This is a genomic window from Rhizobiaceae bacterium (assembly GCA_023953835.1).
In the GTDB taxonomy this organism is placed as follows: Bacteria; Pseudomonadota; Alphaproteobacteria; order Rhizobiales; family Rhizobiaceae; genus Mesorhizobium_G.
Window position 1 is genome coordinate 946,565 of the sequence record JAMLJB010000001.1, and the last position, 24,547, is coordinate 971,111.

A 24,547-nucleotide genomic window follows, 5' to 3' on the forward strand; every position below is an offset into this window, starting at 1 on the left:
GATGAAACCGGCCCCTCTTCATTCTGTCGCGAACATGGCTTATGCGTTTGGGCATGACCACGAAGCCGAACCTTTCCAGATTTTCCCATGTCACCGACTGGGTGTTCGATCTCGACAACACGCTCTATCCGCATCACTCGAACCTGTTTTCACAGATCGACGTGAAGATGACCGGCTACGTCTCGGAACTGCTCAGCATCTCGCGCGACGAGGCGCGCAAGCTCCAGAAGGATCTCTACAAGGAATATGGCACCACGCTTAACGGGCTGATGGCGCGCCACAGCATCGATCCGGATGACTTTCTGGAGAAGGTCCACGACATCGACTATTCATGGCTGGTGCCGGACCCGGTGCTCGGCGCCGCGATCAGGCAGTTGCCGGGGCGCAAGTTCATCCTCACCAATGGCGACCGCCGCCATGCGGAGCGCACCGCTCGACAACTCGGCATTCTGGATCATTTCGATGACATATTCGACATTGTCGCCGCGGGCATGTCGCCGAAGCCCGCCCGCGAGACCTACCACAAGTTCATCGAACTGCACCGCATCGACGGCACCAGCGCCGCCATGTTCGAAGACCTTGGCCGCAACCTTGTCGAGCCGAAGGCCATGGGCATGACCACAACCCTCGTGGTGCCGCGCAATTTCGAGCCGACATTCTCGGAAATCTGGGAAAGCGACCCCGCATTCGACGATGCGGTGGATTTCGTCACCGACGACCTCGCCGGCTTCCTGAACCGCATCATCGGGCCGGATGCCGCCGCTCAGGACGCATCCAGTTCATAGAACCTGCTGATGTGGCCCCAGGCATCTTCCGCCGTTTCCGCATAGTCGATGATGTCCTGATCGCCCGGAGAAATGGTGCCCTGCTCGGCCAGATAGTCGAGGTTGAAGGCATGCTGCCAGAACTCCTTGCCGAACAGGATCACCGGCACGCGCTCCATGCGCCCGGTCTGGATCAGGGTCAGCGTCTCGAAGAACTCGTCCATCGTGCCGAAGCCGCCGGGAAACACCGCGACAGCCTTGGCGCGCATGACGAAATGCATCTTTCGGATCGCGAAATAGTGGAAGTTGAAGCACAGGTCCGGCGTCACGTAGATGTTGGGCGCCTGTTCGTGCGGCAATACGATGTTGAGCCCGATCGAGGGCGCGCCGACTTCGGCCGCCCCCCTGTTTCCAGCCTCCATCACGCCCGGCCCGCCGCCGGTGACAACGACGAATTCGCGATAATACGACTCCGCCGAATGCTTCGAGCAAAGCTGCGCGAACAGCCGCGCCTCGTCATAGTATTTCGAGTTCTTCAGCAGATTGTCGCGCTGCGTCTCGTTCTTCGCCGCCCACGCCTCGCCGCCCGGTTCCGGCAGCCTCGCGCCCCCGAACATCACCACCGTCGAACGTATGCCGCGTTCCGCCAGCGTCAGTTCGGGCTTCAGAAGTTCCAGTTGCAGGCGGACCGGGCGCAGGTCGCGCCGGGTCATGAAGTCCTCGTCGGTCCACGCCAGCTTGTAGGTGGGTGAGCGCGTCTGCGGCGTATCGGGAACGCTCTTTGCGCGTTCGAGATCCTCGTCCGAATGTGGCAGCGGCGTCCAGCCAGCCTTGTCCTGATTCATTCCAAATTCCCTAATACTGACCGCGTCACACTGTGCCGCACGCGCGATTGACCCACCCCGTCGCTTGACATAGGGTCCGCCGCGCTTTCCAAGCCACTGTCCTGAACAGCCCTTAACACCGCGTAACGGAGCAATCCATGCCGAAGCACGATCTCGCCGCACTCGAAAGCACCCTCGAGAAGGCGTTCGACGATCGTGAATCGATCTCGACATCGACGCGCGGCGAGGTGCGCGAGGCGGTGGCGACCGCACTCGACCTGCTCGACAAGGGCATAGTGCGCGTCGCCGAGCGCGCGCAGGATGGCCAGTGGAAGGTCAACCAATGGCTGAAAAAGGCCGTGCTGCTGTCCTTCCGCCTGACCCCGATGGACGTCATCAAGGGCGGTCCCGGCGAATCGGTCTGGTGGGACAAGGTTCCTTCGAAGTTCGACGGCTGGGGCGCGATGGAGTTCGAGAAGGCCGGCTTCCGCGCCGTGCCCAACTGCGTCGTGCGGCGCTCCGCATATGTCGCGCCCGGCGTCGTGCTGATGCCCTCCTTCGTCAATCTCGGCGCCTATGTCGATGCGGGCACGATGGTCGACACCTGGGTAACGGTCGGCTCCTGCGCCCAGATCGGCAAGAATGTGCATCTGTCCGGCGGTGTCGGCATCGGCGGCGTGCTGGAGCCGATGCAGGCCGGGCCGACCATCATCGAGGACAATTGCTTCATCGGCGCCCGCTCCGAAGTGGTCGAGGGCTGCATCGTCCGCGAAGGCTCCGTGCTCGGCATGGGCGTGTTCATCGGCAAGTCCACGAAGATCGTCGACCGCGCGACCGGCGAGATCTTCTACGGCGAGGTGCCTGCGCATTCCGTCGTCGTGGCGGGCACCATGCCCGGCGCGCCGCTCGCTAACGGCAACCCTGGTCCGAGTCTCTATTGTGCCGTCATCGTCAAGCGTGTCGATGAGAAGACGCGCTCGAAAACCTCTATCAATGAATTGCTGCGCGATTGAAGAACCGCATCGACTATATCTGGTTGTTCCTGAAGCCGGCGGGCAGGCTCACCCGCCTGCCCTATTTCCTCGCGACCATGCTGATCTCGGTGATTTCCAGCTTTCTGGTCTATCGCCATGTGCTTTCCTACCTGCCCGCCGATTCCGTCGATCCATGGCAGACGCCGGGGCTTGAGGAACTGATCACCGTTCTCTTCTTCGCAACGCTCTGGCCGATGATCGCGCTGTCGTCCAAGCGCCTTCAGGACATCGGCAAGCCGCCGATCATTTCAGTCGCCATCGCATTGCCGGTCGTGTCGATGATCGCCTACATTGTGCTCAGCCTTTATCCGGGCATGGACGGACCGAACAAATATGGCGTCGTGCGCAACCGCCCGCCTGCGTCCGGAGCCTCGTGAGCGGTCGGCGATCCGGCGGCGATCGCGTTCACTATCCCAACCGCTTTTGCGCTGAGGATCAATTGCGGACGGTGACAGACATGCTGCTTTGCACTAGAGCGTTTCATGGTCGGACGGAAACATCCGGCCACAACGCTCTACCGGTCTGCGCATGAAACTGCCCGTCGATCCCGCCGAAAATCTCGCCGCGCTCATCCGATGCCCGTCCGTGACGCCTGCGGAAGGCGGTGCGCTGATGGCATTGCAGGCGATGCTGGAACCGATGGGCTTTTCGACGGAACGCCCCGTGTTTTCCGAAGACGGCACGCCGGATGTCGAGAATCTCTACGCCCGCCTGTCCGGCAACGGGCCGCACCTGATGTTCGCGGGCCACACTGACGTGGTCCCGGTCGGCGACGAAAGCGCGTGGACGCATCCACCCTTTTCCGCCGCCGTCAGCAACGGCCAGATGTACGGGCGCGGCGCGGTGGATATGAAGGGCGGCATCGCCTGCTTTGTCGCCGCCCTTGCGCGCCACATCGAGCAGGGCGGCAAACCGAAAGGGTCTGTTTCCCTCGTCATCACCGGCGATGAGGAAGGCCCGTCCGTCAACGGCACCGACAAGCTGCTGAAATGGGCCGCCAAACGCGGCGAGAGCTGGGACGCGGCCATCGTCGGCGAGCCGACAAACCCGAACGCACTCGGAGACATGGTCAAGATCGGGCGGCGCGGCTCGCTGTCCGGCACTATAATCGTGCACGGCGTGCAGGGCCATTCCGCCTATCCGCACCTTGCCGACAACCCTGTGCGCGGCATGATGAGCCTGCTGGACGCGCTTCTGGTTCCGCCCTTCGACACGGGCACGAAGGATTTCCAGGCGACCAATCTTGAAATCACCACGGTCGATGTCGGAAATCCGGCGGTCAACGTGACGCCCGGCAAGGCCACCGCCACCTTCAACATCCGCTTCAATGACACATGGAGCGCGGAAACCCTTCAGGCCGAGATCAACAATCGCCTCGACCGTGCGGCGCAGCGCACAAAATATCGCAAGGGCAAGACCGGGCCTGTGCGCTTCGACCTCATCTGGCGCAACCGCGTGAGCCATGTCTTCCTGACCCGGGACGACAGGCTCGTGAACACGCTTTCGCAGTCTATTGCCGCCGTCACCGGCAGGAAACCCGAACTCTCCACCTCGGGCGGTACATCCGATGCGCGCTTCATCAAGGACTATTGCCCTGTCGTCGAGTTCGGCCTCGTGGGCCAGACGATGCATATGGTGGACGAACGCGTGGATCTCGCAGACCTCGAAACGCTGACGCGCATCTACCAGCGCTTTCTTTCGGACTGGTTTGGATAGAATGTCCGGGAGCGGATCTGTGCAGGAAGCACTCGCAGGCGCAACGCGGATGATGTTCGGAAAGCCCGACGGGCTTCGCCGGATGGACCTTTCCGTCGACGGCTTCTGGGATTCCTTCGCCGCAATCCCGCTTGCGGTGCCGCCGCTGCTTGTCGGATGGATCGCCTCGGCAAGCGACTATCTTTCGACCCCCGGCGCGCATGGAACACGCTTTTCCGTGATTTCGGCAAACGGCATCATCGAAATCGCGGCATGGATTCTTCCCCTGGTCGCGCTTGGATTGGTCGCGCGCAGGGCCGGGATAGCCGACCGGTTCGTGCCTTATGTCGTCGCCACCAACTGGGCGTCGGTCATCATTGCCTGGTACATGCTGCCCATCTCGCTGCTGCGACTGTTCATGCCGGACTCCGACGACCTCATCGCGGCGGTCTCGCTCCTGGTTTTCCTCGCCACGATGTTTTTCGTCTGGCGTCTTACGAATGTGGCAATCGGCAAGGGTGCGGCAGTCGCCACCGCCGTCTTTACGGCCATGTTCGTTGCGTCGATCATGACGGTTTATCTCTTCGCGTGGCTGTTCGGCATCGACGCCTAATAATCCACTTGCGCGAGATAGAGCCCCTCCGGCGGCGCGATGCCCGCACAGGCCGCGCGGTCTTGCGCGTCGAGCGCCGCCTTGACCGCGTCCGGCGGCCAGCCGCCCTCGCCCACGCGCTTGAGCGACCCCACCATGGACCGCACCTGGTTGTGCAGGAAGGATCGCGCAGAGGCGTGGATTTCGATCGCATCTCCCGAGCGCACCACGTCAAGCCTGTCCAGCGTGCGCACCGGGCTCGTGGCCTGGCACTGCGTCGAGCGGAACGTGGTGAAGTCGTGCTTGCCGAGAAGCGGCTGCGCGGCCTCGTGCATCGCTTCGGCGTCGAGCCGCTTCGGCACCCACCACACCTTGCCGGCCTCCAGCGCCGGAGGCGACCTTCGGTTCAGGATACGGTAGACGTAGTGGCGCGCCTTCGCGGAAAAGCGCGCGTCGAAATCGCTCGCCACGGGCTTTGCCGCCAGGATCGATACGCGTTCGCCATTCAGCCGCAGATGGGCATTCAGCGCATCGCGCACCTTGTCGGGCTTCCACTCCCGCGACAGGTCGATATGGGCCACCTGCCCCGTGGCGTGAACGCCGGCATCGGTGCGCCCTGCTCCGCGCAGCTTGCCGTCTTCGCCGGAGAATGCCAGCAGGGCCTGCTCGATCGCTGCCTGAACCGTGTGATGGCCCGCCTGCCTTTGCCACCCGGCATAGGGCGCTCCGTCATATTCGATGTCGAGGCGGAACCGGTGCACGTCGCTCAGGCGGCAAGCTGCGTCCGGAACGGCTCGGCATAGACCAGCCTGCCGCTTTCCGGCGCGCTTCCCCAATCCAGCGCCTGCAGCGCGTCGCACTGGTAGTCGCTCTCGAACCCGGCGGCCCTTTGATGGCTGTATCCGAAACGGCCATAATAATCAGGATCGCCCAGCACGATGGACAGCGTTTCGCCTAGCGCCTTGAGCCGCAGATGCGCTTCGCGGACGAGCGCGCCGCCGATACCCGTTCCATGAAAGGAGGGCTCGACAGCAAGCGGCGCAAGCGCCACAGCAGCCGCGCGGGAACCTTCCTTTTCCACATAGAGGCGCGAAAAGAGGATGTGGCCCACCACCGCGCCTTCTTCTTCGGCGACCAGTTCCAGCACCACATCCGCATTGTCCACCAGGGCGTCGACCAATCCAGCCTCGGTGTCCTGCCCGAACGCATGTTTCTCGACCTGGCGAATTGCGGCGCGGTCGCGCGGGGTCGCCATCCTTATCGACATCATGCTCATAGCAATTTGATTCCTTTTTCCAGTTTCACGCCGCGCAGGAAATCCTGGGCAGCCATCGGCCTGCCGCCTGCCCTCTGCACCTCGACCAGACGCACGGCGCCCTGCCCACACGCGACGGTCAAGCCGTCGTCCAGAAGGGTTCCCGGCTCGCCGGCCCCTTCCGCCAGGGCGGAACGCAGCACCTTGACGCGCTCAGCCCCGGGAGCCATTTCGTACCAGCCCCCGGGGAACGGCGACAGGCCGCGAATATGGTTATGCACGTCAATAGCCGGCTTCGACCATTTGATGCGTGTTTCCGCCTTTTCGATCTTGCGCGCATAGGTCACGCCGATCTCGGCCTGCGGCACCAGCGGAAGCTCGGCCCGTTCGAGTTTCGCCAGCGCTTCGACCATGAGTTTCGCGCCCGCATCCATCAATCGGTCGTGCAATTCGCCCGCCGTCATGTCCGGGCCGATCGCGATGCGCGCCGTCAGTGCCACCGGCCCCGTATCCAGCCCCGCTTCCATCTTCATGACCATCATGCCGGTTTCGGCGTCGCCCGCCATGATCGCGCGCTGGATCGGCGCGGCTCCCCGCCAGCGTGGCAGGAGCGAGGCGTGCCCATTGTAGCAGCCAAGCCGCGTTGCGCCCAGAATCGCGGGGGGCAGCAGCAGGCCATAGGCGACCACGACCGCGACGTCAGCCTTTAGCGCGCGAAACGCTTCCTGCGCTTCGACATCTTTCAGCGACAGCGGTGTGCGCACCTCGATTGCGCGCCGCTCGGCTTCCTGCTGAACCGGCGAAGCCACCATTTCCAGTCCGCGCCGCCCTGCCGGTCGCGGCGGCTGCGTATAGACGGCAACGACCTCATGGCCCGCATCGCAGATGGCGCGTAGCGTCGGTACGGAAAAATCCGGCGTACCCATGAAGATGACACGCATTGGAGAACCCGTTTTCACACCGCCGGGGAGCGGTCGCGCGCGAGCTTCTTGAATTTCTTCACGACCATATCACGCTTCAGCTTGGAAATGTGGTCGATGAAAAGCACGCCGTTGAGATGGTCGATTTCATGCTGGAGGCAGGTCGCGAGCAGCCCCTCGGCCTGCATCTCCTGCTCCTTGCCGGAGCCGTCCACATAGCGCACGCGCACCGAGGCGGGCCGCTCCACCTCGGCATAATAATCGGGAATGGAAAGGCACCCTTCCTCATACACCGAACGCTCGTCGGAGGATTCCACGATCTCCGGATTGATGAACAACTGAGGCGCTTTCGGCTCGTCCTCCTTTGCGAGGTCGATGACCAGCATACGCAGCGGCACGCCCACCTGTATCGCGGCAAGGCCGATGCCCGGCGCATCGTACATCGTTTCGAACATATCGCGCGCCAGCGTCTTGATGCGCTCATCCACGCTCGCCACAGGTTCGGAAACCTGACGAAGCAAGGGGTCGGGAAGAATGACGAGCGGCTTGATCGACATTCGCCTCACCTAAGGCGTAGGCAGGCAAGCGTCAACCGTTTCTCCTGTCAAATGTTCATGCTTTGATCTGGTGCGGCGCCGCGAATCGGTTATGGTGTCCCCATGAACGACCTGTCCAGCCTGCTGTCCCAGCCCGTCCTGCGGGTCGGCACCACGATGATCGACCTCGGCGACGCGCTGCTGATCGGTGTCGGGTTCTTCGCATTGCTGCTCTTCGCGCTTGTCGCGGCGCTGTGGCGTTCGGCGCGGGCGCGCGCCGTGGCGGCCGCCGAAGCGGCGGACCGTGCGCGCGACATGGAAGGCCGGATGGCAGGAATCCTGCAATCGCAGGCTGAGCTTCAGGGAAGGCTCGGCACCGTCGCCGAGGTTTTTGGCGCGCGGCAGGCGGAACTGACCCAGTCGCTCAGCCAGCGGCTCGATGCGATGACGGGGCGGATCGGCCAGACCATGGCGGAGCAAAGCCGCGCCACCCATGAAAATCTGACAAAGCTTCAGGAGCGTCTGGCGGTCATCGACACCGCGCAGAGCAATATCCAGTCACTGGCCGGACAGGTCGTGCAATTGCAGGCGATTCTCTCGAACAAGCAGACGCGCGGGGCATTCGGCCAATCGCGGATGGAAGCGATTGTCGCGGATGGCCTGCCCTCCGGCGCGTACCAGTTTCAGGCGACGCTCACCAATGGCAGCCGACCCGACTGTCTCGTGAAGATGCCGAACGACACGCCGTCGCTTGTCATAGACGCAAAGTTTCCGCTCGAATCGTGGAACGCCATCCGTGCCGCGGATGGGCCGGAGGCGCAGCGCTCCGCCGCGCAGGCTTTCCGGCGCGACGTGGAAGTCCATATCCGCGATATTGCGGATAAATATCTGTTGCGCGGCGAGACGCAGGACACGGCGTTCATGTTCGTGCCGTCGGAATCGATCTTCGCTGAGATCCATGAAAATTTCGAATCGCTCGTGCAACGCGCCCATCGTGCACGCATCGTCATCGTGTCGCCTTCACTGCTGATGCTTTCGATCCAGGTGATACAGGCGATCCTCAAGGATGCCCGCATGCGCGAGCAGGCTCATCTGATTCAGGGCGAAGTGGTGCGGCTTATGGAAGACGTGAGCCGTCTCGACGACCGCGTGCGCAAGCTCCAGAACCATTTCGGGCAGGCCGCCAAGGACATCGACGATATTCTCGTTTCGACCAACAAGGTCACCAAGCGCGGCCAGAAGATCGAAGCGCTTGAATTTGCCGGCGAAGGCGATTCGGCTGAGCGCGAAACGGGCGCGCGGCCCGCTTCCCGTCCGGCCGAGACGCCGCAGGGATCGCTGCGCCTGCGGGTTGTCGACGAGACATGAGGTAAGCACACCGGATTGTCGCGCTTTGCCTTGAAAAGGTCATCAGTGCAGAATCATCTCACCTCGAACGTTGCAGGGAGAATTGGCGATGGCCAAAGGTGCGTCGAAGCCCAAGAAGGAAGTTCGCAAACCCAAGAAGGATGCGAAGAAGCCGGCAGCGGCTGCAAAGCCCGCTTTGGGAGCGAAGCCGAAGGCAGGCTGAACGCAGATTTCGGTTGCGCTCGCCGCGTTCCTTGAAACACAGGCCCTCAGCCAGTATGTGAGCAGCGCAGGGACGGCCCTGCGTTATCGGCTTTCGGACGGGACGACCCGCCATGTGGATGGAGGGTCATTTGATGGCCTGGGTTTACCTGTTCATCGCGGGCGTGCTCGAAATCGGCTGGGCAATCGGTCTCAAATACACTGACGGCTTTTCGAGATTGTGGCCGACGGTCTGGACCGTCGGGTGCATGCTTGCGAGCATCGTACTGCTTGGCCTTGCGCTCAAAGCGCTACCCGTTGGGACCGGCTATGCGGTATGGACCGGAATCGGTGCGGTGGGCACCGCGATCCTCGGCATTCTTCTGCTCGGAGAGCCGACAACCGCAATGCGCGTCGGCAGCATCGCACTGATCGTTGCGGGAATTGTCGGTCTGAAGCTCGCCAGCTGACATCGAACAGCGCCGCCGCGGCAATGCCGCGACGGTCCTTTGCACTCTATGCTCCCGGGATCAGCGACCGGGCGGTGCGCGGCGCGTGCGAGACTTGCGTGCCGCATAGCGCGCATCTCGCTTGGCCTTCTGCGCGGCTTCGAGTGCAAGCTGGGTGGCCAGCCGCTCTTCTTCTTCCTCCGCCTGAACGCGGGCGAGTTCTTCGGCTTCCAGTTCAGCCTTCACCCGGGCGGCTTCGGCCTCGGCTGCACGTAGCGCCCTTTCTTCGGCGTCCCGCGCGTCGCGCTCGGCTTTCTGCCTTGCCTTTTCGGCCTCGCGCTTTTCGCGGGCTTCGATGATTGCGCGTCGTTCCGCCGCCCTGGCCTGTACGGCCGGATCGTCTGCGGAAGGCTTTGATTTGAATTTATCGAGAAGCGCCTGCTTGGCAGCATTGGCCGCATCGCGCCGCTCGGCAAACGAGAGGTCTCTGTAAATTGCCAATTTTGTCTTGTCCTGAGGAGATAGTCCGCGCCTTACATACTCATGCGACGCAAGACTTCAAGGGCAAAATTGACCAAAACGGCATTGCAATCCTGCCATGTCGCAGGTGCAAAGCAGCTTTTTAGCGCCAAAGCCGCATCGGGTTGAGGCAAAGACACGCATGTCATGTGCTTGCATCGTGCCCGGCATGTCCTACATCAGGCGTTCGTACCACCATCGCGACAGGTCCCCATGATTCCCTTTTCCGTTCTGGATCTCTCACCCGTGCCGGAGGGGGGCGATGTCGTTCAATCGCTGGCCAACACGCTCGACTTGGCGCGCCACACCGAAGTCCTCGGTTACAATCGTTACTGGCTGGCCGAACACCACAGCATGCCTGGCATCGCCAGCGCTGCGACTTCCGTGGTCATCGGCCATGTCGCAGCCGGGACGAGCCGCATCCGCGTCGGCGCGGGCGGCATCATGCTGCCGAATCACTCGCCTCTGGTGATCGCCGAACAGTTCGGCACGCTGGACGCTCTGTTTCCTGGTCGCATCGACCTTGGCCTCGGGCGCGCGCCCGGCACCGATATGCTGACCGCCCGCGCGTTGCGGCGCAATCTCGAAGGCGGCGTGGACAATTTCCCCCACGACGTCGTGGAACTCATCAATTATTTCGGCCCACCCGAGGAAGGACAGCGGGTCCACGCCGTGCCCGGCGAGGGACGCGAGGTGCCGGTCTGGATATTGGGATCATCCACCTATGGCGCGCATCTGGCTGCGGTCATCGGTGCGCCATACGCCTTCGCGTCGCATTTCGCCCCCGCCGACCTCGACCGTGCGCTCGATGTCTACCGTTCGCGTTTCCAGCCGTCGGAGCGGCTCGACAAGCCCTATGTCATGCTGGGCCTGAACGTGTGCGCCGCCGAAACGGACGAAGAGGCGCGGCTGCTTTTTTCCTCGCTCCAGCAGGCATTCGTGAATCTGCGCAGCGGCAGGCCGGGCAAGCTGCCTGCCCCGCGCGCGGATTACGAAAAGGAAATCGATGCTGAGGCGAAGGCGATGCTCGACCACGCGCTTTCCTGCGCGGTCGTGGGCACGCGCGAAAAGGTGCGCGCCGGCATTGCCGACTTCATCGCCCGGACCGGAGCCGACGAATTGATGGTCACCGCCCAGATTTTCGACCACGAGGCGCGCAAGCGTTCCTATAGCATTCTGGCCGAAACGCGCGCGTCCTTAGCCGCCTAATGAACTGACGATTTTCCTCGTGGGAAAGCAGGTCGGAGCCATTCCGTTCTTCGCCTGCCATGCTCCGATGGAGCGCCGTGTCTTGAATCCCGGCAGGCCGTCCGCACTGCCGACATCATAGCCCTGCCCTTCAAGCGTGCGCTGCATGGCGGCAATCTCCGAACGGTGCAGCGCGTCGACCTTGCCCCACGCGCCCGTGAAGGACTTGTCGCCATAGGCGATGCGATCCGCCGCGTGGCCGATGAACAGCGCATAGAGATCGCTTTCATTGTATTCCTTCAGCACATAGAAATTCCTGCTGACGATGAAAGCCGGTCCGCCGCGCCCGGCGGGCATCAGCAGGAAGCCTTCGCGGGCGCGCTCCGAAGCGGGGAATGCCTTGCCGTTGGCGCGAGTGATTCCCATGTCGGCCCATGCCGAAACTTTTTTGCCCTGGTCCGGTCCCTCAAGAGCGCAAGAAACATCGGCGGGCACGACGACCTCGAAGCCCCAATCCCGTCCGCGTTCCCATCCATAATCGGCGAGATATTTCGCAATCGACGCCAGCGTATCGACATCCGAGCGCCAGATGTCGATCCGGCCGTCGCCGTCGAAATCGACGCCGTGCTTCTGGATCGAAGTCGGCAGGAACTGCGGCTGGCCGAGCGCGCCCGCCCATGAGGACCGCATCGCCTGCCGCGTGGCCATGCCGGACTGGACGACCTGCAACGCGGCAATCAGTTCGGTTCGGAACATGTCCTTGCGCGTGGCGAGCCACGCCTTCGTTCCCAGCACCTCAAACGCATCGTAAGGCATCTTTGCTGCGCCGAAGCCGGATTCGCGGCCCCAGATCGCGAGCACGATCTCGCCCGGCACGCCGTATCGCTTTTCCAGGGCCGCAAGCGTCTTGGCCAGACGGTTCGCGCGGCTGCGCCCGCCACCTGTCACGGCAGCCAAGGTCTTTTCGGCGAAATATTTCGACGGCGCGTTGAACTCCGCCTGGTGCTGACGCTTCGGCGTCGACGGTTTCTCGCCCGGTAGCACGAGATCGGGCAGCTTGGTGTTGGGCCGCACGCCCTCGAAGGCCGCATCGAAGGTGGCGCGCGAAATGCCCTCGGATTGCGCCTGCGGCCAAAGATCCTGTTCCAGCCATATGCGAAACTGGCTGTCGATCTTCGACTGCGCTGCTGCGCCACCCGCCGCGACCAACAGAAACAACAGGAAAGCGAGGACACGCGCCATGATCCGCCTCAAAATGCGGTGCGGGATTTTAACGCCGCAGCCAATGTTCCCTCGTCGAGATAGTCGAGTTCGCCTCCGACCGGCACGCCATGCGCCAGCCGCGTGACCTTGACGCTCATATGCGCAAGCTGGTCGGTCAGGTAGTGCGCGGTGGTCTGCCCCTCCACGGTGGCATTCACGGCCAGCACGATTTCGCTGACGCCGCCCGCGGCCACGCGGTCCACGAGCTGCCGGATGGTCAATTGATCCGGGCCGATGCCGTCGAGCGGCGAAAGCACGCCGCCAAGCACATGGTAGCGCGCGTTCATCGCCCCTGCTCGTTCCAGCGCCCAGAGATCCGAAACGTCCTCCACGACGATGATCGTGCCCGCGTCGCGGCGCGGGTCAGTGCAGATCATGCATGGATCGGCGGTGTCCACGTTCCCGCAGATCGAGCACACACGCACCTTGTCGCGCGCATCGGCCATCGCATCCGCGAGCGGGGCCAGAAGCTGGTCCTTTTTCTTGATAAGGTGCAGCGCGGCGCGGCGCGCCGAGCGCGGTCCCAGTCCCGGCACCTTGGCCAGAAGCTGTATCAGGCGCTCAATTTCAGGACCGGCGATTCGCTTGGACATTCAAGCTGTATAAAACCATTGCCGCGCGGCGAACAGCGCCGGCGCGCCGGGCTTATTCGGTGCGCTGCGCCAGCAACATCGCGCCGATGGCCGATGCCTGCTCCGGGCTGGCGTCGAATGCGGCGACGGATGTGCCCGATGTGTCAAAGGTGGATTTCATTTCCGCCGTCATCACGGGCGCCGCCCCGCCAAAGCGGTCTTTTGAAGGCGTGTCGATCGGCAGGCCGGTGACGCCCGGAGGTGCTGCATCCGCTGCGGTGGGCCTCGGGGTCGGCACGGTGTCGATGCTGCTCGCCAGAAGCACCTCGCCTGCCGGCGAAACCGATTCTTCCGCGGCAAGCGACGTCATGGCCGGCGCCACATTCGCCATGTGCATTTGCCCCGCTGCTTCAAGCGCAGGCGGCATGTCGTTCGACGCCACCATCACGGATGGCGCGAGCGCATCCGGCGAAGGCATGCGGCTGCGCTTCTCGTAAAAGGCGTTGCCTCCCGCAACGGTTGTGTAGTGCATGTTCTTATAGGGGAATTTCAGACCCGCCGTGTGGAAGAACATCACACTCTGCTTCACTTCCGGATGGCGTTCGCCTTTCAGCACAGCGTCGGCGGCGGCCATCACATCCGGCAGCGCCTGCGAATTCATGGGCCGCGTCAGCACGCCCGGCGCAAACTGGCGCTTTGCGCCAACGACGCCGCAGAGATCGTCTCCCCAGCGGCGTGACTCAAGGCGGTTCATCACCACCGAGCCGACAGCCACGAGGCCGTCGCGGCTGGACCTGTTGCTCTCGAAAAACATCGCACGCGCCAGGCAATCGCGATCCTTGTCGGTTGCGCGATAGGCGGCCGCGCGCTTTCCCGACGAGGTCGTCGGCGCGGCATTGTAGGCAGAAGAGGATGAAAGCCCATCCCCAAGTCCACTTGCACTTTGACTGCAACCCGCCAGGGCCAACGCGCCAAATGCGGCCAGAACCGCTTGTGCTTTGATCACAGGTCTCACGAAAAGCGCCTCATTGTCCCCCGGCCGCTGCGTGCGAGTGCGGTCAGAATGCGGACATTTCTGGCGAAACCATGGCGCGAAAATGGTTAATTAGTTACAACCTGTGGTAGGTCGCGCCTAAAAGTTGAATTAAAACGGCAGTTTAAGCCCCGCCGGAAGCCCTAGCCCGGACGTCATTTCCTGTGTTTTCTGCTGTATTGCCTGCTCGATCTTCGATTTGGCGTCGTTGTAGGCGGCCACGATCAGGTCCTCCAGGATTTCCCCCTCGCCTTCCTTGACGAGCGACAGATCGATCTTGAGCGCCTTCATCTCGAACTTGCCGGACAGTGTCACGGACACCAGCCCGCCGCCGGACTGTCCTGTCGCCTCGAGGGAGGTCATCTCCTCCTGCATGGACTGCATTTTCGCCTGCATTTCCTTGGCCTTGCTCATCAGGCCCAAAAGGTCTTTCATCGCAATGATCCTTCAGTTCGTGTCGTCGTCTTCGGGCGCCGGATCGATGCTCTCGGCGCTGTCCGTTTCTGCCGCGTCGGGAATGCGCACGTCGATGATGCGTGCACCCGGGAACCGCGACAATATGGCTGCCACGGTCGGGTCGGCGCGCGCATCGAGAATTGCCGATTCGCGCTTGTCGGCTTCCTGCTCGGCAAGCGTTTGCCCGCCCGGCTCCTGCGAAAGCGACACCATCCAGGTGCGGCCTGTCCAAGCTTTCAACTTCCTGGCGAGTTCGTTCGGCAGGTCGCGCTCAGCCCCCTCGGCAAGGCCGATCACCAGCCTGCCCGCTTCCAGCCGCACGGGTCGCACATAGCGCCGGATCGCGACTTTCAGCTTCATGTCCCGGTTGGCGTCGGCAAGCGCGGCGATGTCGGACAATGACCGGATCGTAACCTCGGCCACATCCGGCGCAGGCGCGGGGTTCGGCTCGAACCGCTCTTCCGGGCGAGGCTCGACAAGCCGCATGGTCTGTGCGCCGCCGGAAGGCGCGGACGGGATCGCCGTGCCAGCGAGGGCCGAGGCCGTGCCGGAAGAGGACGGCCCCCTCGCCGCGCTTGCGGCAGGCGGGCGCGCGGCATTGCCGCCATCACCCTCGCCGTCTAGCGATTTCAGCGCCTCGTCCAGTGTCGGCAGGTCGGCTGCATGCGCCAGTCTTATCAGGGCCATCTCGGCGGCCATGGCGGGCCGGTTGCTCGCCTGAACCTCAGAGATCGCCTTGAGCAGCATTTGCCATGCGCGCGACAACACCCGCACCGACAACGTTTCGGCAAATTCTCCGCCACGACTGCGTTCGGTCTCGGTCAGCGAGGCATCCTGCACCGCCGAGGGAACGAAGCGGAGCCGCGTGACCAGATGCGTGAATTCCGCGAGATCGGTGAGGATTGCGGCAGGATCGGCGCCCGTGTCGTATTGTGCGCGGAAACCGGCAAGCGCGGCGGCAACGTCGCCCCTCATCAGCTGCTGGAACAGGTCCACCACGCGGGCGCGGTCGGCAAGGCCGAGCATGTCGCGCACGGCGGGCGCGGTGACGGACCCGCCGCCATGCGCGATGGCCTGGTCGAGGATCGACTGGGCGTCTCGCATCGAGCCTTCCGCCGCGCGCGCCACCATGGCGAGCGCCTCGTCCTCGACCGCAACGCCTTCCAGCCCCGCTATGCGCCCGAGATGTTCCGTAATCAGCGCAGCATCGATGCGGCGCAAATCGAACCTCTGGCAACGCGACAGCACAGTGATCGGCACCTTGCGGATTTCGGTGGTCGCGAAGATGAATTTCACATGCGGCGGTGGTTCCTCAAGCGTCTTGAGCAGGCCGTTGAAGGCCTGCGTGGACAACATGTGCACCTCGTCGATGATATAGACCTTGTAGCGCGCCGAGACCGGCGCGTAGCGCACCCGGTCGATGATGTCGCGAATGTCATCGATGCCGGTATGGGATGCGGCGTCCATCTCGATGACATCGACATGGCGGCCTTCCATGATCGCGCGGCAATGCTCGCCCTCTATCGGCATGTCCACCGAGGGCGCGTCCACTTCCGGCGTCTTGTAGTTCAGCGCGCGGGCAAGAATGCGCGCCGTCGTCGTCTTGCCGACGCCGCGAACGCCGGTCAGCATCCACGCCTGCGCGATGCGTCCCGTGGCGAAGGCGTTGGTCAGCGTGCGCACCATCGGCTCCTGGCCGATCAGCCCGGTGAAATCCTTCGGACGATACTTCCGGGCAAGCACGCGATAGCCGCCCTGCTGCGTCGCATCCCTGCCTTCAGCTTCGCCGCTCATGCCGCGCAGACCGCTATTGTGCCGAAATTTCCGATGTTGCGCCGCAAATTCGATCCTCTCGCAGCGACAGGCTGCCGATTCCATTTTTCTCCGGGCGAGTTTCGCCCGCCGGGCATGGGGCCGTCAACGTCGACGCATGCGGGAAATGAGGCGGGAGGCTGGCACGATGACCCGTGCCGTGGCTCGTTAGGGCTGCTTCCTTCCGGACCTGACCCGGTTGGCGAGTGGCTCGTCCACCACCAACCTCCCGGCCTCCATATCGGCAATCGCGCATCGAAATGCAAGCCCTGTGCGCAATGTGCCTCTTGCCGTCCGCCCGCCGCCGCCATAGCCTGCTAAAAAGGGAGGAAGCCCGCATGCAATCAGTCCTGCAGAGAGGATTCGAACTGGATCGTCGCCTTGAGACGGACAGCGAACCTCTGTTCTGGCTCGGGCTGTGCGAATTGCGGCTGATGAACGACAAGCGCTGGCCATGGGCGATCCTCGTGCCGCAGCGTCCGGGCGTCGAGGAACTGCACGAACTCACGCCGCTGGACCAGGCCATGCTCACCTTCGAGACCAATCTGGTTGCGCAGGCGATGAAGCAGGTGACCGGCTGCACCAAGATGAATGTCGGCGCATTGGGCAATATCGTGCGGCAGTTGCATGTTCATGTCGTAGCCCGCAGCGAGGGCGATCCCGGCTGGCCGGGGCCGGTCTGGGGCTACGGACAGAGAGAGCCTTACGTCCGCACCGAGCTGCATGAATTCAAGGAACGGCTGAAAAGGGCGCTATAGCCATTGCGATTTGAGGTCAAAGGCGAATAGGCTTGCCTTCCTTCCTCGATTCACTCCCACCGGACCTGCGATGGTATTCCGCCTCTTCGACGCACCCTTTCCCGAGCCGAGCGCTGCGATCGGCTTTTCGGGAAACCGCATCTGGCGTCAGTCGGAGGAACGCAGCGACGATTGCGTGACGACCGCGCTTGACGATGCCGCCGTCAGGCTGCTGGTCATCGTCGCGGGCAGGCTGTGCATGAAGCTTGCCGGGGAAACTTTCGACCCATGGTTCCCGCCTCAAGAAGCCCGCGCATTGAACGCTGATCTCGACGCAGCGATGCTTCTCGGGCGCGATGGGCGCGGGCCGGTGCTCGCCGCTCCCGCCGCGCTCGACCCGGAAGCGCTGCCAGACGGAATCAAGGCCATCGACTTCCGGTCCATCAACATGCAGGGCCTGCTGGACCCCGAAGCCCTCGGCGCGCTGGCGCAGGCCGCAGCTCTGCTCGCATGGAGCCAGAACCACCGGTTTTGCTCCCGCTGCGGCGCGCCGACCGAAATGCGGGCGGGTGGATACAAGCGCGTCTGCACGAGTTGCGGCGCGGAGCATTTCCCGCGCACCGACCCGGTGGCGATCATGCTGGCCGTCCGGCAGGACCATTGCCTGCTTGGCCGGGGCCGCCATTTCACGCCGGGCATGTTTTCCGCGCTCGCGGGTTTCATCGAGCCGGGCGAAACCATCGAGAGCGCGGTGCGTCGCGAAACTCTGGAAGAAAGCGGCATAAGGCTCGGGCGTGTGCACTATTTCGCCAGCCAACCCTGGCCCTTTCCCTATTCGCTGATGATCGGCTGCTTCGGCGAAGCGCTCAACGAGGACATCGTGGCCGATCTTTCCGAACTCGAGGCCTGCCGCTGGTTCACGCGCGACGAGGTCCGCGCCGCACTGGAAAAGCGCCATCCCGACGGCATTTTCACGCCGCAGGCCGGCGCCATCGCGCACCATCTCATCCGCACATGGGCTGATGCCGGATAGTCGCCGTCAGTCGGCGACCTTCCATTCCTCGCGCGATTCGCTCGCAGGATAAACACCGAGGATGCGCACCTCGCGCGAGAAGAAGCGCAGTTCCTCCAGCGCATTCTTCACGCCCGGATCGTCGGGGTGGCCCTCGATGTCGGCATAGAACAGCGTCGCCGTGAACGCGCCGAGCTGATAGCTTTCGAGCTTCGTCATGTTGACGCCGTTGGTTGCGAAACCGCCCATCGCCTTGTAGAGCGCGGCGGGCACGTTGCGGACGCGGAAGATGAACGTGGTCATCATCTTCGTGTCGGGCGACGGCCGTTCGACCCACGCCTTGTTCCTGGTCAGGACCACGAAGCGGGTGACGTTCGAATCGGTATCCTCGACGTTTTCCTCAATGATATCCATGCCATAGAGTTCGGCTGCAAGGCGCGGCGCAAGGGCGGCCATGCTGCGTTCCCCAAGCTCTGCGACGAGCTTGGCGGCCCCTGCCGTGTCGCCCGCCACGACGGGTTTCCAGCCGTTTTTTCGAATGTATTTGCGGCATTGGCCGAGCGCATGGATGTGGCTGTGAACCGTCTTGATCTCCTTGCGCTCGACCCCCGGCAGCACCATGAGCTGAAAATGGATCGGCAGGAAATACTCGCCCACGATGTGAAGCTTCGATTCCGGCAAGAGGTGATGAATGTCGGCGACACGCCCGGCGATCGTGTTCTCGATCGGGATCATCCCGAGGTCGGCCTTGCCGGTTTCCACCGCGTTGAAGGCATCCTCGAACGTCGCGCAGGGCAGCGGCTCCATGTCTGGAAACATGTTGCGGCAGGCCGTGTCGGAGTTCGCACCGGGGTCGCCCTGGAAGGAAATGCGGTTGGTCTTTGCGGCGTTCATGGTCAGGCTTTCGATAGAATTTCGCGGGCGCGATCAAGGTCCTCGGGCGTATCGACGCCGAGCGGTATCGTCTCGACGATCTCCGCATCGATGCGCATCGAAGCCTCCAGCGCCCGCAATTGCTCCAGCTTTTCGCGACGTTCAAGTGCCGACGGCTTCAGTGCGACGAAGCGCTCCAGCGCCTCGCGCCGATAGGCATAGAGGCCGATGTGATGGTAGAGCGGGCCGTCACCCCACGGCGCGGTCGCCCGCGTGAAGTACAGCGCCCTCAGCCGCGTCGCCGACAGCGGCGAGCCGACGATCTTCACGACATTGGGATTGGTGCGCTCCTGCGGATCGGCGATCTCGACGCCGAGCGTGGCGATGTCCACCATGGGATCCTCGAAAGGGCTGAAAGCCGCCCTTATCGTCGCCGGATCGATGGTCGGCAGGTCGCCCTGGACATTGACGACCGTTTCCACCTCACAGCGCGGATCGATGAGCGTCAGCGCTTCGAAAATGCGGTCGGAGCCCGATTCATGGTCGGCGCGGGTCATCACAGCCTCGAAGCCGTGCGCGCGAACGGCATCCGCCACGGCGTCGGTGTCGGTCGCCACGACGACGCGCCCCAGCCCGCTTTCATGGGCGCGCTCCGCGACATGCACGATCATCGGTCTGCCGGCGATATCGGCCAGCGGCTTGCCGGGCAACCGGGTGGAAGCCATGCGGGCGGGAATCAGAACGAGGGTGGACATTGCGTCGCGGGCCTTCAGTGCAAAGTGTCAAAAAGTCTCACTGCGAGCGCCCTTATAGGTGTTGCAACACCCAGTCAAAAGACCTAGACGGAAAATGAACGCCATCAGCAGGGGATGCCTAGGTGGCGGAAGGATTTTGCACCACTACGCGGTCCTCGAATCGAAACGGACCGGCCGCAAAGGGAGCTTAGGGCGGATGAACTCTTTCGAATTTAACAAGATCATCGGAGCCATGCTCGCCACGGTGTTCGTCGTGCTGACGCTCGGCATCCTGTCCGATGCGATCTTCGCCTCGCCGATACCGGACAAGCCGGGCTTTGCCATCGAGGCTGCCGAAGAAGGCGCGGCAGGCGCCGGCGAAGCGGGCGCTGCACCTGTCGTGGAGTCCATTCTTCCTCTGCTCGCCAGCGCCAATATCGAGGACGGTGAAGCGGTGCACAAAAAGTGCATGGCCTGCCATACCGTGGAAAAAGGCGGCGCGAACAAGACTGGCCCCAATCTCTGGGACATCGTGAACCGCCCCGTCGCCACCCATGAAGGCTTTTCCTATTCGGGCGCGATGAAGGAATTTTCCAAGGGCGGCGAAGAGAAATGGACTTATGAAAACCTTGACCATTTCCTCACCGGCCCCAAGGCATTCGTAAAAGGCACGGCGATGGGCTTCGCGGGCGTGAAGAAGACGCAGGAGCGGGCCGACCTGATCGCCTATCTCCGCACGCTGTCCGACAACCCCGCTCCGCTGCCCGACGCGGCGGCCGCAGCACCGGCAGCGGCTCCGGGCGGCGAGCAGCCGGCGGCGGAACCCGCGGCGGGAGAGGCTCCCGCGGAAGGCGAAGCCAAGCCTGCGAACTAACGAAGATTTCATGTAATCATCACGAAAAAGCCGGGTTCGCCCCGGCTTTTTTGCTATTGAGTTATGGAACAGGCTCCCATTCTTTTCGGGAAAGGCACGCGCGTGATGGATGGAAAATACCTGCCGGCTTATTTCAGGGCGGCTGCCGTGGCGGTGGCTCTGGCATCGGTCACGCATGTCGCGTCGGCGCAAGACTGGCAGGCAAGCTCGTCCCTCATGGGCGAATCCAAATACGGGCAGGACTTCCAGCACTATGACTACGTGACGCCCGACGCGCCGAAGGGAGGCCAGTTGAACCAGACGGTTCCCGGCACGTTCGACAGTTTCAATCCCTATATCGTGCGCGGCACGGCGGCAGCCGGGCTGGCGCAATTCGGCGGGGGACTGCTCTACGACACTCTCATGGAGCAGGCGACGGACGAGCCGGGCGTGAGCCATGCGCTGCTCGCGGATGCATACAAATTCCCCGACGACTATTCCTCGGCAACCTATCGGCTCGATCCCGATGCGCGCTGGCACGACGGCAAGCCGATCACGGTCGATGACGTGATCTGGTCCTTCAAGGTGCTGAAGGAAAACAGCCCGATGTATGCGCGCTACTATGAGAATGTCACCGAAGCCGTCGCGCTCAACGACCGGGAAGTCGAGTTCCGCTTCGACCAGAAAGGCAACCGCGAATTGCCCAAGATCATGGGCGATCTCGTCGTGCTGCCGAAACATTGGTGGGAAGGAACGGACGCCAAGGGCAACAAGCGCGACATAACGCGACCGACGCTGGAGCCGCCGCTCGGCTCCGCCGCCTACCGGATTTCCAGTTTCAAGACGGGATCGGAGATCATCTGGGAGCGCGTGCCCGACTATTGGGGTGCGAAGCTGCCCGTCAAGCTTGGCCGGGAGAATTTCGACCGCCGCCGCTACACCTATTTCCTTGACGACAATGCTGCGTGGCAGGCCTTCACCAAGGGCGGGCTTGAGGACTTCCACGAGGAGAATGTGTCGCGCCGGTGGGCGACCGCCTACAATTTTCCCGCCGTGCAGTCGGGCGACGTCATCAAGAAGGCTTTCCCGAGTGCCGCGCGCGCAAAGTTCCAGGGCTTCGTCATCAACACCCGCAAACCGCAGTTCCAGGATGCGAGGGTACGCAAGGCGCTGACGGAGGCGTTCGATTTCGAGACGCTCAATCGCACCTCCTTCTTCAATTCCTATGTGCGCACCAAGAGCTTTTTCGTGGGCGGCGAACTGGCGTCGAGCGGTGTTCCCGAAGGCCGCGAACTCGAAATTCTGGAGCCGTTCAGGGATCAGTTGCCGCCCGAGCTTTTCACCAAGCCCTACGACCTGCCCGTCTACGATTCACCGAAGGCAGAGCGAGCAAACCTTCAGGCCGCCGTGAAGCTGTTCGGCGAGGCTGGCTGGAACATCAAGGGCGGCAAAATGATCAATGCGCAGACCGGCGAGCAGTTCAGGCTGGAAATCCTTGGCAACGATTCGACCGATGAGATCATTTCGCTTCCCTTCATCAATTCGCTGCGCAAGATCGGTATCGACGCCTCGCTGCGCATCGTCGATCCCAGCCAATACGTCAACCGCATCAACAATTTCGACTTCGACATGGTGAGCACGGTGCTCGCGCAATCGGAATCGCCGGGCAATGAACAACGCGATTTCTGGTCCACGAAGGCGGCGGACACGCCCGGCTCGCGCAATCTCTCGGGCATCAAGAGCCCGGTCGTGGACGCGCTGGTCGACCGGGTGATCTTCGCGAAGGACCGTGACGACCTGCTTGCCGCCACGCATGCGCTGGATCGAGTGCTCTTGTGGAACTACTACGTGATCCCGCAATACAATCGCGGCGAACGCTGGATCGCCTATTGGAACAAGTTCGGAATGCCGGAAAAGCAGCCGGACTATCTGGGGCCGGACCTCGATTCATGGTGGATCGACCCCCAGAAGGAGCAGGCTCTCGCCGCCAGATACAAGAGCGTCAATTGATGCGGCGGGTCTCGCGTCGCACATTGCTGTCGGCTGCTGCGGTTGTCGCCGCCGGGCCGCTCCTGCCCGCGAGGCTCTTTGCGGCCGCCGCGACGGACACGCCGCTGCATGGCCTGTCGGCGTTCGGCGACCTGAAATATCCCGCTGATTTCACGCATTTCGACTATGTGAACGCGGATGCGCCGAAGGGCGGTCAGATGAATTTCCAGCCGCCCAACTGGATCTATAACCAGACCCCGTTCACCTTCAACACGCTCAATTCGCTGGTGCTCAAGGGTGAATCTCCGCCGCGCACCGAACTCTGTTTTGACCAGCTCATGGTTCGCGCGCTGGACGAACCCGACGCCGTCTACGGCCTTCTCGCAGAAAACGTGACCCTTTCGGACGACCGCAACACGTTTACGTTCAAGCTTCGTCCGCAGGCGCGCTGGCATGACGGGTCGCCCGTCACGGCGCACGACGTTGCTTTCAGCTACAAGCTCTACAAGGAAAAGGGCCATCCCGACCTGCTGTTGCCGCTACGCGACATGCTGGATGCGGTCGCCGTCGACGACCACACGGCGCGCCTGAGGTTCAATGGCGAGCAGTCGGCCCTCAACATTCTCGACATCGCGGTCATGCCCATCGTGTCGAAGTCTTTCTACACCGCAAATGATTTCGAGGCGTCGACGCTCACGCCGCCGCTCGGCTCCGGTCCATACCGGATGGGCAGGATCACGGCCGGTCGCAACATCATATTGGAACGCGTCGAGGACTATTGGGGCCGCGACATTCCCGTCCGCGTCGGGCAATGCAATTTCGACCGCATCCGCATGGACTTCTACCAGGAGCGGCAGGCCGCGTTCGAGGCGTTCAAGAAGGGCGACACGACTTTCCGGCAGGAATTCACCTCGCGCGTCTGGGCGACCGAGTATAATTTTCCCGCGATCACGGACGGGCGCGTCATCAAGCGCGAATTTCCCGGCGAAGCATGGCCGCAGATGCAGGCCGTCGCGCTCAACCAGCGGCGTCCGCAGTTTCGCGACGCACGGGTGCGTCGCGCCATCGCGCTGTGCTTCGATTTCGAATGGTCGAAGCGGGCGCTGTTCTTCGGCTCCTACGACCGCTCCCAATCGACATTCGAGAACTCCGACTTCAAGGCCGAGGGAAAGCCCTCGCAGGAAGAAATGGCATTGCTCGAACCGCTGCGCGCTGAACTGCCGCCGGAGGCGTTTGGCGAGGCGGTCCTGCAACCCGTTTCGGACGGATCGGGCCGCGACCGCAAGCTGCTGGGGCAAGCCGCAAAGCTGCTGGCGGAGGCCGGCTGGAAACGGCAGGGCAGCTTCGTCCAGGATGAGAAGGGAACACGGCTTGCCGCCGAATTCCTCGCCAATGACGAAGGCATCGTGCGGCTCTATTCGCCATGGGTGGAAAACCTGAAAGCCATTGGCGTCGATGCAACCATTCGCCTCGTGGACGCGACGCAATACGAAGCGCGCCAGAGCGAGTTCGATTTTGACGTGAACATGCTGGCCGTCAACATCGGCGCGACACCGACGGTCGACTCGCTCGTGTCGCTCTATCACTCGCGCGCGGCGAGACGCCCCGGCACGCGCAATTATCCCGGCACCGAAGACGCGGCGGTGGACGCGCTTGTCGACAAGGCCGGGCAGGCAGGTTCGCGCGCGGAACTGGTCACCGCCCTGAATGCGCTCGACCGGGTCTTGCGCGCGCGGCTCGACTGGATTCCAACATATTATCTGGCGAATCACCGCGCCGCCTTTTGGGATATGTTCGGTTTCAAGGAGCCGAAGCCCGACTACGGCTTTCCGGTTGAGACGCTCTGGTGGTTTGACGAAGCGAAGGCGAAGGCGATTGGGAAAGCTTGA

At 63.0% G+C, this 24,547-nt stretch carries 26 protein-coding genes and 1 other RNA gene; 13 read left to right on the forward strand and 14 right to left on the reverse strand.

Annotated elements, in window-relative coordinates; all coding sequences use genetic code 11:
- Positions 1 to 53: 53 nt before the first annotated feature.
- Entirely contained in the window at positions 54 to 785 is a 732-nt protein-coding gene (locus tag M9924_04420; protein ID MCO5063642.1) for a pyrimidine 5'-nucleotidase, read from the forward strand.
- On the opposite strand, the gene M9924_04425 is transcribed toward M9924_04420, so the two are convergent.
- The gene (locus M9924_04425; protein MCO5063643.1) at positions 764 to 1,609 is read right to left on the reverse strand and encodes an LOG family protein; all 846 of its coding nucleotides are present in this window, start codon (positions 1,607 to 1,609) and stop codon (positions 764 to 766) included. The genes M9924_04420 and M9924_04425 overlap by 22 nt on opposite strands.
- Positions 1,610 to 1,746: 137 nt before the next feature.
- Here M9924_04425 and dapD point away from each other — a divergent pair, with 137 nt between their 5' ends.
- From dapD to M9924_04445, 4 genes are all read left to right on the forward strand, one after another.
- Positions 1,747 to 2,601 carry a 2,3,4,5-tetrahydropyridine-2,6-dicarboxylate N-succinyltransferase gene (gene dapD / locus M9924_04430; GenBank protein MCO5063644.1) on the forward strand — a complete coding sequence of 285 codons (855 nt, stop codon included), beginning with the start codon at positions 1,747 to 1,749 and terminating at the stop codon, positions 2,599 to 2,601.
- Positions 2,598 to 2,999, forward strand: a complete 402-nt coding sequence (locus M9924_04435; protein ID MCO5063645.1) for a DUF805 domain-containing protein — start codon at positions 2,598 to 2,600, stop codon at positions 2,997 to 2,999. The genes dapD and M9924_04435 overlap by 4 nt, the downstream gene beginning before the upstream one ends.
- 151 nt (positions 3,000 to 3,150) lie before the next feature.
- A complete protein-coding gene (dapE, locus tag M9924_04440; protein MCO5063646.1) occupies positions 3,151 to 4,338 on the forward strand; it encodes a succinyl-diaminopimelate desuccinylase in 1,188 nt (395 codons plus the stop codon).
- 19 nt (positions 4,339 to 4,357) lie between these two features.
- Entirely contained in the window at positions 4,358 to 4,930 is a 573-nt protein-coding gene (locus M9924_04445; protein MCO5063647.1) for a transporter, read from the forward strand.
- Here M9924_04445 and truA read toward each other — a convergent pair.
- The 4 genes from truA to def are packed head-to-tail and all read right to left on the reverse strand — an operon-like array spanning position 4,927 to position 7,641.
- Positions 4,927 to 5,670 (reverse strand): tRNA pseudouridine(38-40) synthase TruA, encoded by a 744-nt coding sequence (truA, locus tag M9924_04450; protein ID MCO5063648.1) that lies wholly within the window; start codon positions 5,668 to 5,670, stop codon positions 4,927 to 4,929. The two genes, M9924_04445 and truA, sit on opposite strands and share 4 nt — an antisense overlap.
- Before the next feature lie 5 nt (positions 5,671 to 5,675).
- Positions 5,676 to 6,185, reverse strand: a complete 510-nt coding sequence (locus M9924_04455) for an N-acetyltransferase (protein MCO5063649.1) — start codon at positions 6,183 to 6,185, stop codon at positions 5,676 to 5,678.
- Complete coding sequence (fmt, locus tag M9924_04460) at positions 6,182 to 7,105, reverse strand: methionyl-tRNA formyltransferase (protein ID MCO5063650.1); 924 nt, start codon at positions 7,103 to 7,105, stop codon at positions 6,182 to 6,184. The genes M9924_04455 and fmt overlap by 4 nt, the downstream gene beginning before the upstream one ends.
- 14 nt (positions 7,106 to 7,119) lie before the next feature.
- Complete coding sequence (def, locus tag M9924_04465; protein MCO5063651.1) at positions 7,120 to 7,641, reverse strand: peptide deformylase; 522 nt, start codon at positions 7,639 to 7,641, stop codon at positions 7,120 to 7,122.
- A 102-nt stretch (positions 7,642 to 7,743) separates the two neighbouring features.
- Here def and M9924_04470 point away from each other — a divergent pair, with 102 nt between their 5' ends.
- Positions 7,744 to 8,988 (forward strand): DNA recombination protein RmuC, encoded by a 1,245-nt coding sequence (locus M9924_04470; GenBank protein ID MCO5063652.1) that lies wholly within the window; start codon positions 7,744 to 7,746, stop codon positions 8,986 to 8,988.
- 335 nt (positions 8,989 to 9,323) lie between these two features.
- A complete protein-coding gene (gene sugE / locus M9924_04475; protein ID MCO5063653.1) occupies positions 9,324 to 9,638 on the forward strand; it encodes a quaternary ammonium compound efflux SMR transporter SugE in 315 nt (104 codons plus the stop codon).
- Positions 9,639 to 9,698: 60 nt separating this feature from the next.
- Here sugE and M9924_04480 read toward each other — a convergent pair whose 3' ends face one another.
- A complete protein-coding gene (locus tag M9924_04480) occupies positions 9,699 to 10,118 on the reverse strand; it encodes a DUF6481 family protein (protein ID MCO5063654.1) in 420 nt (139 codons plus the stop codon).
- Positions 10,119 to 10,349: 231 nt separating this feature from the next.
- Between M9924_04480 and M9924_04485 the strand changes: the two genes are divergently transcribed.
- Positions 10,350 to 11,345, forward strand: a complete 996-nt coding sequence (locus M9924_04485; protein MCO5063655.1) for an LLM class flavin-dependent oxidoreductase — start codon at positions 10,350 to 10,352, stop codon at positions 11,343 to 11,345.
- On the opposite strand, the gene M9924_04490 is transcribed toward M9924_04485, so the two are convergent.
- The 6 genes from M9924_04490 to ffs form a co-directional block, all read right to left on the reverse strand.
- A complete protein-coding gene (locus M9924_04490; GenBank protein ID MCO5063656.1) occupies positions 11,334 to 12,566 on the reverse strand; it encodes a lytic murein transglycosylase in 1,233 nt (410 codons plus the stop codon). The two genes, M9924_04485 and M9924_04490, sit on opposite strands and share 12 nt — an antisense overlap.
- An 8-nt stretch (positions 12,567 to 12,574) precedes the next feature.
- Positions 12,575 to 13,180: a recombination mediator RecR gene (gene recR, locus M9924_04495; GenBank protein ID MCO5063657.1), complete on the reverse strand. Its 606-nt coding sequence runs from the start codon at positions 13,178 to 13,180 to the stop codon at positions 12,575 to 12,577.
- A gap of 52 nt (positions 13,181 to 13,232) precedes the next feature.
- Positions 13,233 to 14,165, reverse strand: a complete 933-nt coding sequence (locus M9924_04500; GenBank protein MCO5063658.1) for a cell wall hydrolase — start codon at positions 14,163 to 14,165, stop codon at positions 13,233 to 13,235.
- A 138-nt stretch (positions 14,166 to 14,303) separates the two neighbouring features.
- On the reverse strand, positions 14,304 to 14,627 hold the full coding sequence (locus M9924_04505; protein ID MCO5063659.1) for a YbaB/EbfC family nucleoid-associated protein: 324 nt from the start codon (positions 14,625 to 14,627) through the stop codon (positions 14,304 to 14,306).
- 12 nt (positions 14,628 to 14,639) lie between these two features.
- Positions 14,640 to 16,442 carry a DNA polymerase III subunit gamma/tau gene (locus tag M9924_04510; protein ID MCO5063660.1) on the reverse strand — a complete coding sequence of 601 codons (1,803 nt, stop codon included), beginning with the start codon at positions 16,440 to 16,442 and terminating at the stop codon, positions 14,640 to 14,642.
- Between the two features lie 150 nt (positions 16,443 to 16,592).
- An RNA gene (ffs, locus tag M9924_04515) (signal recognition particle sRNA small type) lies at positions 16,593 to 16,690 on the reverse strand.
- 108 nt (positions 16,691 to 16,798) lie between these two features.
- On the opposite strand from ffs, the gene M9924_04520 reads away from it, so the two are divergent.
- On the forward strand, positions 16,799 to 17,218 hold the full coding sequence (locus M9924_04520; GenBank protein ID MCO5063661.1) for an HIT family protein: 420 nt from the start codon (positions 16,799 to 16,801) through the stop codon (positions 17,216 to 17,218).
- Positions 17,219 to 17,288: 70 nt separating this feature from the next.
- Complete coding sequence (gene nudC, locus M9924_04525) at positions 17,289 to 18,230, forward strand: NAD(+) diphosphatase (GenBank protein ID MCO5063662.1); 942 nt, start codon at positions 17,289 to 17,291, stop codon at positions 18,228 to 18,230.
- Between the two features lie 6 nt (positions 18,231 to 18,236).
- Here the strand turns inward: nudC and M9924_04530 are convergent, their stop codons facing one another.
- Positions 18,237 to 19,103 carry a prephenate dehydratase gene (locus tag M9924_04530; protein MCO5063663.1) on the reverse strand — a complete coding sequence of 289 codons (867 nt, stop codon included), beginning with the start codon at positions 19,101 to 19,103 and terminating at the stop codon, positions 18,237 to 18,239.
- Positions 19,104 to 19,105: 2 nt separating this feature from the next.
- On the reverse strand, positions 19,106 to 19,837 hold the full coding sequence (locus tag M9924_04535; GenBank protein ID MCO5063664.1) for a 3-deoxy-manno-octulosonate cytidylyltransferase: 732 nt from the start codon (positions 19,835 to 19,837) through the stop codon (positions 19,106 to 19,108).
- A 196-nt stretch (positions 19,838 to 20,033) separates the two neighbouring features.
- On the opposite strand from M9924_04535, the gene M9924_04540 reads away from it, so the two are divergent.
- From M9924_04540 to M9924_04550, 3 genes are all read left to right on the forward strand, one after another.
- A complete protein-coding gene (locus M9924_04540; GenBank protein MCO5063665.1) occupies positions 20,034 to 20,690 on the forward strand; it encodes a cytochrome c family protein in 657 nt (218 codons plus the stop codon).
- 105 nt (positions 20,691 to 20,795) lie between these two features.
- On the forward strand, positions 20,796 to 22,679 hold the full coding sequence (locus M9924_04545; protein MCO5063666.1) for an extracellular solute-binding protein: 1,884 nt from the start codon (positions 20,796 to 20,798) through the stop codon (positions 22,677 to 22,679).
- Positions 22,679 to 24,547: an extracellular solute-binding protein gene (locus tag M9924_04550; protein ID MCO5063667.1), complete on the forward strand. Its 1,869-nt coding sequence runs from the start codon at positions 22,679 to 22,681 to the stop codon at positions 24,545 to 24,547. The genes M9924_04545 and M9924_04550 overlap by 1 nt, the downstream gene beginning before the upstream one ends.

Coding starts and splice junctions, on each gene's coding strand:
- M9924_04550 (MCO5063667.1), top strand. CDS start 22,679: ATGCGGCGGGTCTCGCGTCGCACATTGCTGTCGGCTGCTGCGGTTGTC.
- dapD (MCO5063644.1), top strand. CDS start 1,747: ATGCCGAAGCACGATCTCGCCGCACTCGAAAGCACCCTCGAGAAGGCG.
- M9924_04520 (MCO5063661.1), top strand. CDS start 16,799: ATGCAATCAGTCCTGCAGAGAGGATTCGAACTGGATCGTCGCCTTGAG.
- def (MCO5063651.1), bottom strand. CDS start 7,641: ATGTCGATCAAGCCGCTCGTCATTCTTCCCGACCCCTTGCTTCGTCAG.
- fmt (MCO5063650.1), bottom strand. CDS start 7,105: ATGCGTGTCATCTTCATGGGTACGCCGGATTTTTCCGTACCGACGCTA.
- M9924_04470 (MCO5063652.1), top strand. CDS start 7,744: ATGAACGACCTGTCCAGCCTGCTGTCCCAGCCCGTCCTGCGGGTCGGC.
- M9924_04540 (MCO5063665.1), top strand. CDS start 20,034: ATGAACTCTTTCGAATTTAACAAGATCATCGGAGCCATGCTCGCCACG.
- M9924_04455 (MCO5063649.1), bottom strand. CDS start 6,185: ATGAGCATGATGTCGATAAGGATGGCGACCCCGCGCGACCGCGCCGCA.
- M9924_04425 (MCO5063643.1), bottom strand. CDS start 1,609: ATGAATCAGGACAAGGCTGGCTGGACGCCGCTGCCACATTCGGACGAG.
- M9924_04535 (MCO5063664.1), bottom strand. CDS start 19,837: ATGTCCACCCTCGTTCTGATTCCCGCCCGCATGGCTTCCACCCGGTTG.
- M9924_04485 (MCO5063655.1), top strand. CDS start 10,350: ATGATTCCCTTTTCCGTTCTGGATCTCTCACCCGTGCCGGAGGGGGGC.
- recR (MCO5063657.1), bottom strand. CDS start 13,180: ATGTCCAAGCGAATCGCCGGTCCTGAAATTGAGCGCCTGATACAGCTT.
- sugE (MCO5063653.1), top strand. CDS start 9,324: ATGGCCTGGGTTTACCTGTTCATCGCGGGCGTGCTCGAAATCGGCTGG.
- dapE (MCO5063646.1), top strand. CDS start 3,151: ATGAAACTGCCCGTCGATCCCGCCGAAAATCTCGCCGCGCTCATCCGA.
- M9924_04420 (MCO5063642.1), top strand. CDS start 54: ATGACCACGAAGCCGAACCTTTCCAGATTTTCCCATGTCACCGACTGG.
- M9924_04505 (MCO5063659.1), bottom strand. CDS start 14,627: ATGAAAGACCTTTTGGGCCTGATGAGCAAGGCCAAGGAAATGCAGGCG.
- M9924_04545 (MCO5063666.1), top strand. CDS start 20,796: ATGGATGGAAAATACCTGCCGGCTTATTTCAGGGCGGCTGCCGTGGCG.
- M9924_04530 (MCO5063663.1), bottom strand. CDS start 19,103: ATGAACGCCGCAAAGACCAACCGCATTTCCTTCCAGGGCGACCCCGGT.
- M9924_04490 (MCO5063656.1), bottom strand. CDS start 12,566: ATGGCGCGTGTCCTCGCTTTCCTGTTGTTTCTGTTGGTCGCGGCGGGT.
- M9924_04510 (MCO5063660.1), bottom strand. CDS start 16,442: ATGAGCGGCGAAGCTGAAGGCAGGGATGCGACGCAGCAGGGCGGCTAT.
- nudC (MCO5063662.1), top strand. CDS start 17,289: ATGGTATTCCGCCTCTTCGACGCACCCTTTCCCGAGCCGAGCGCTGCG.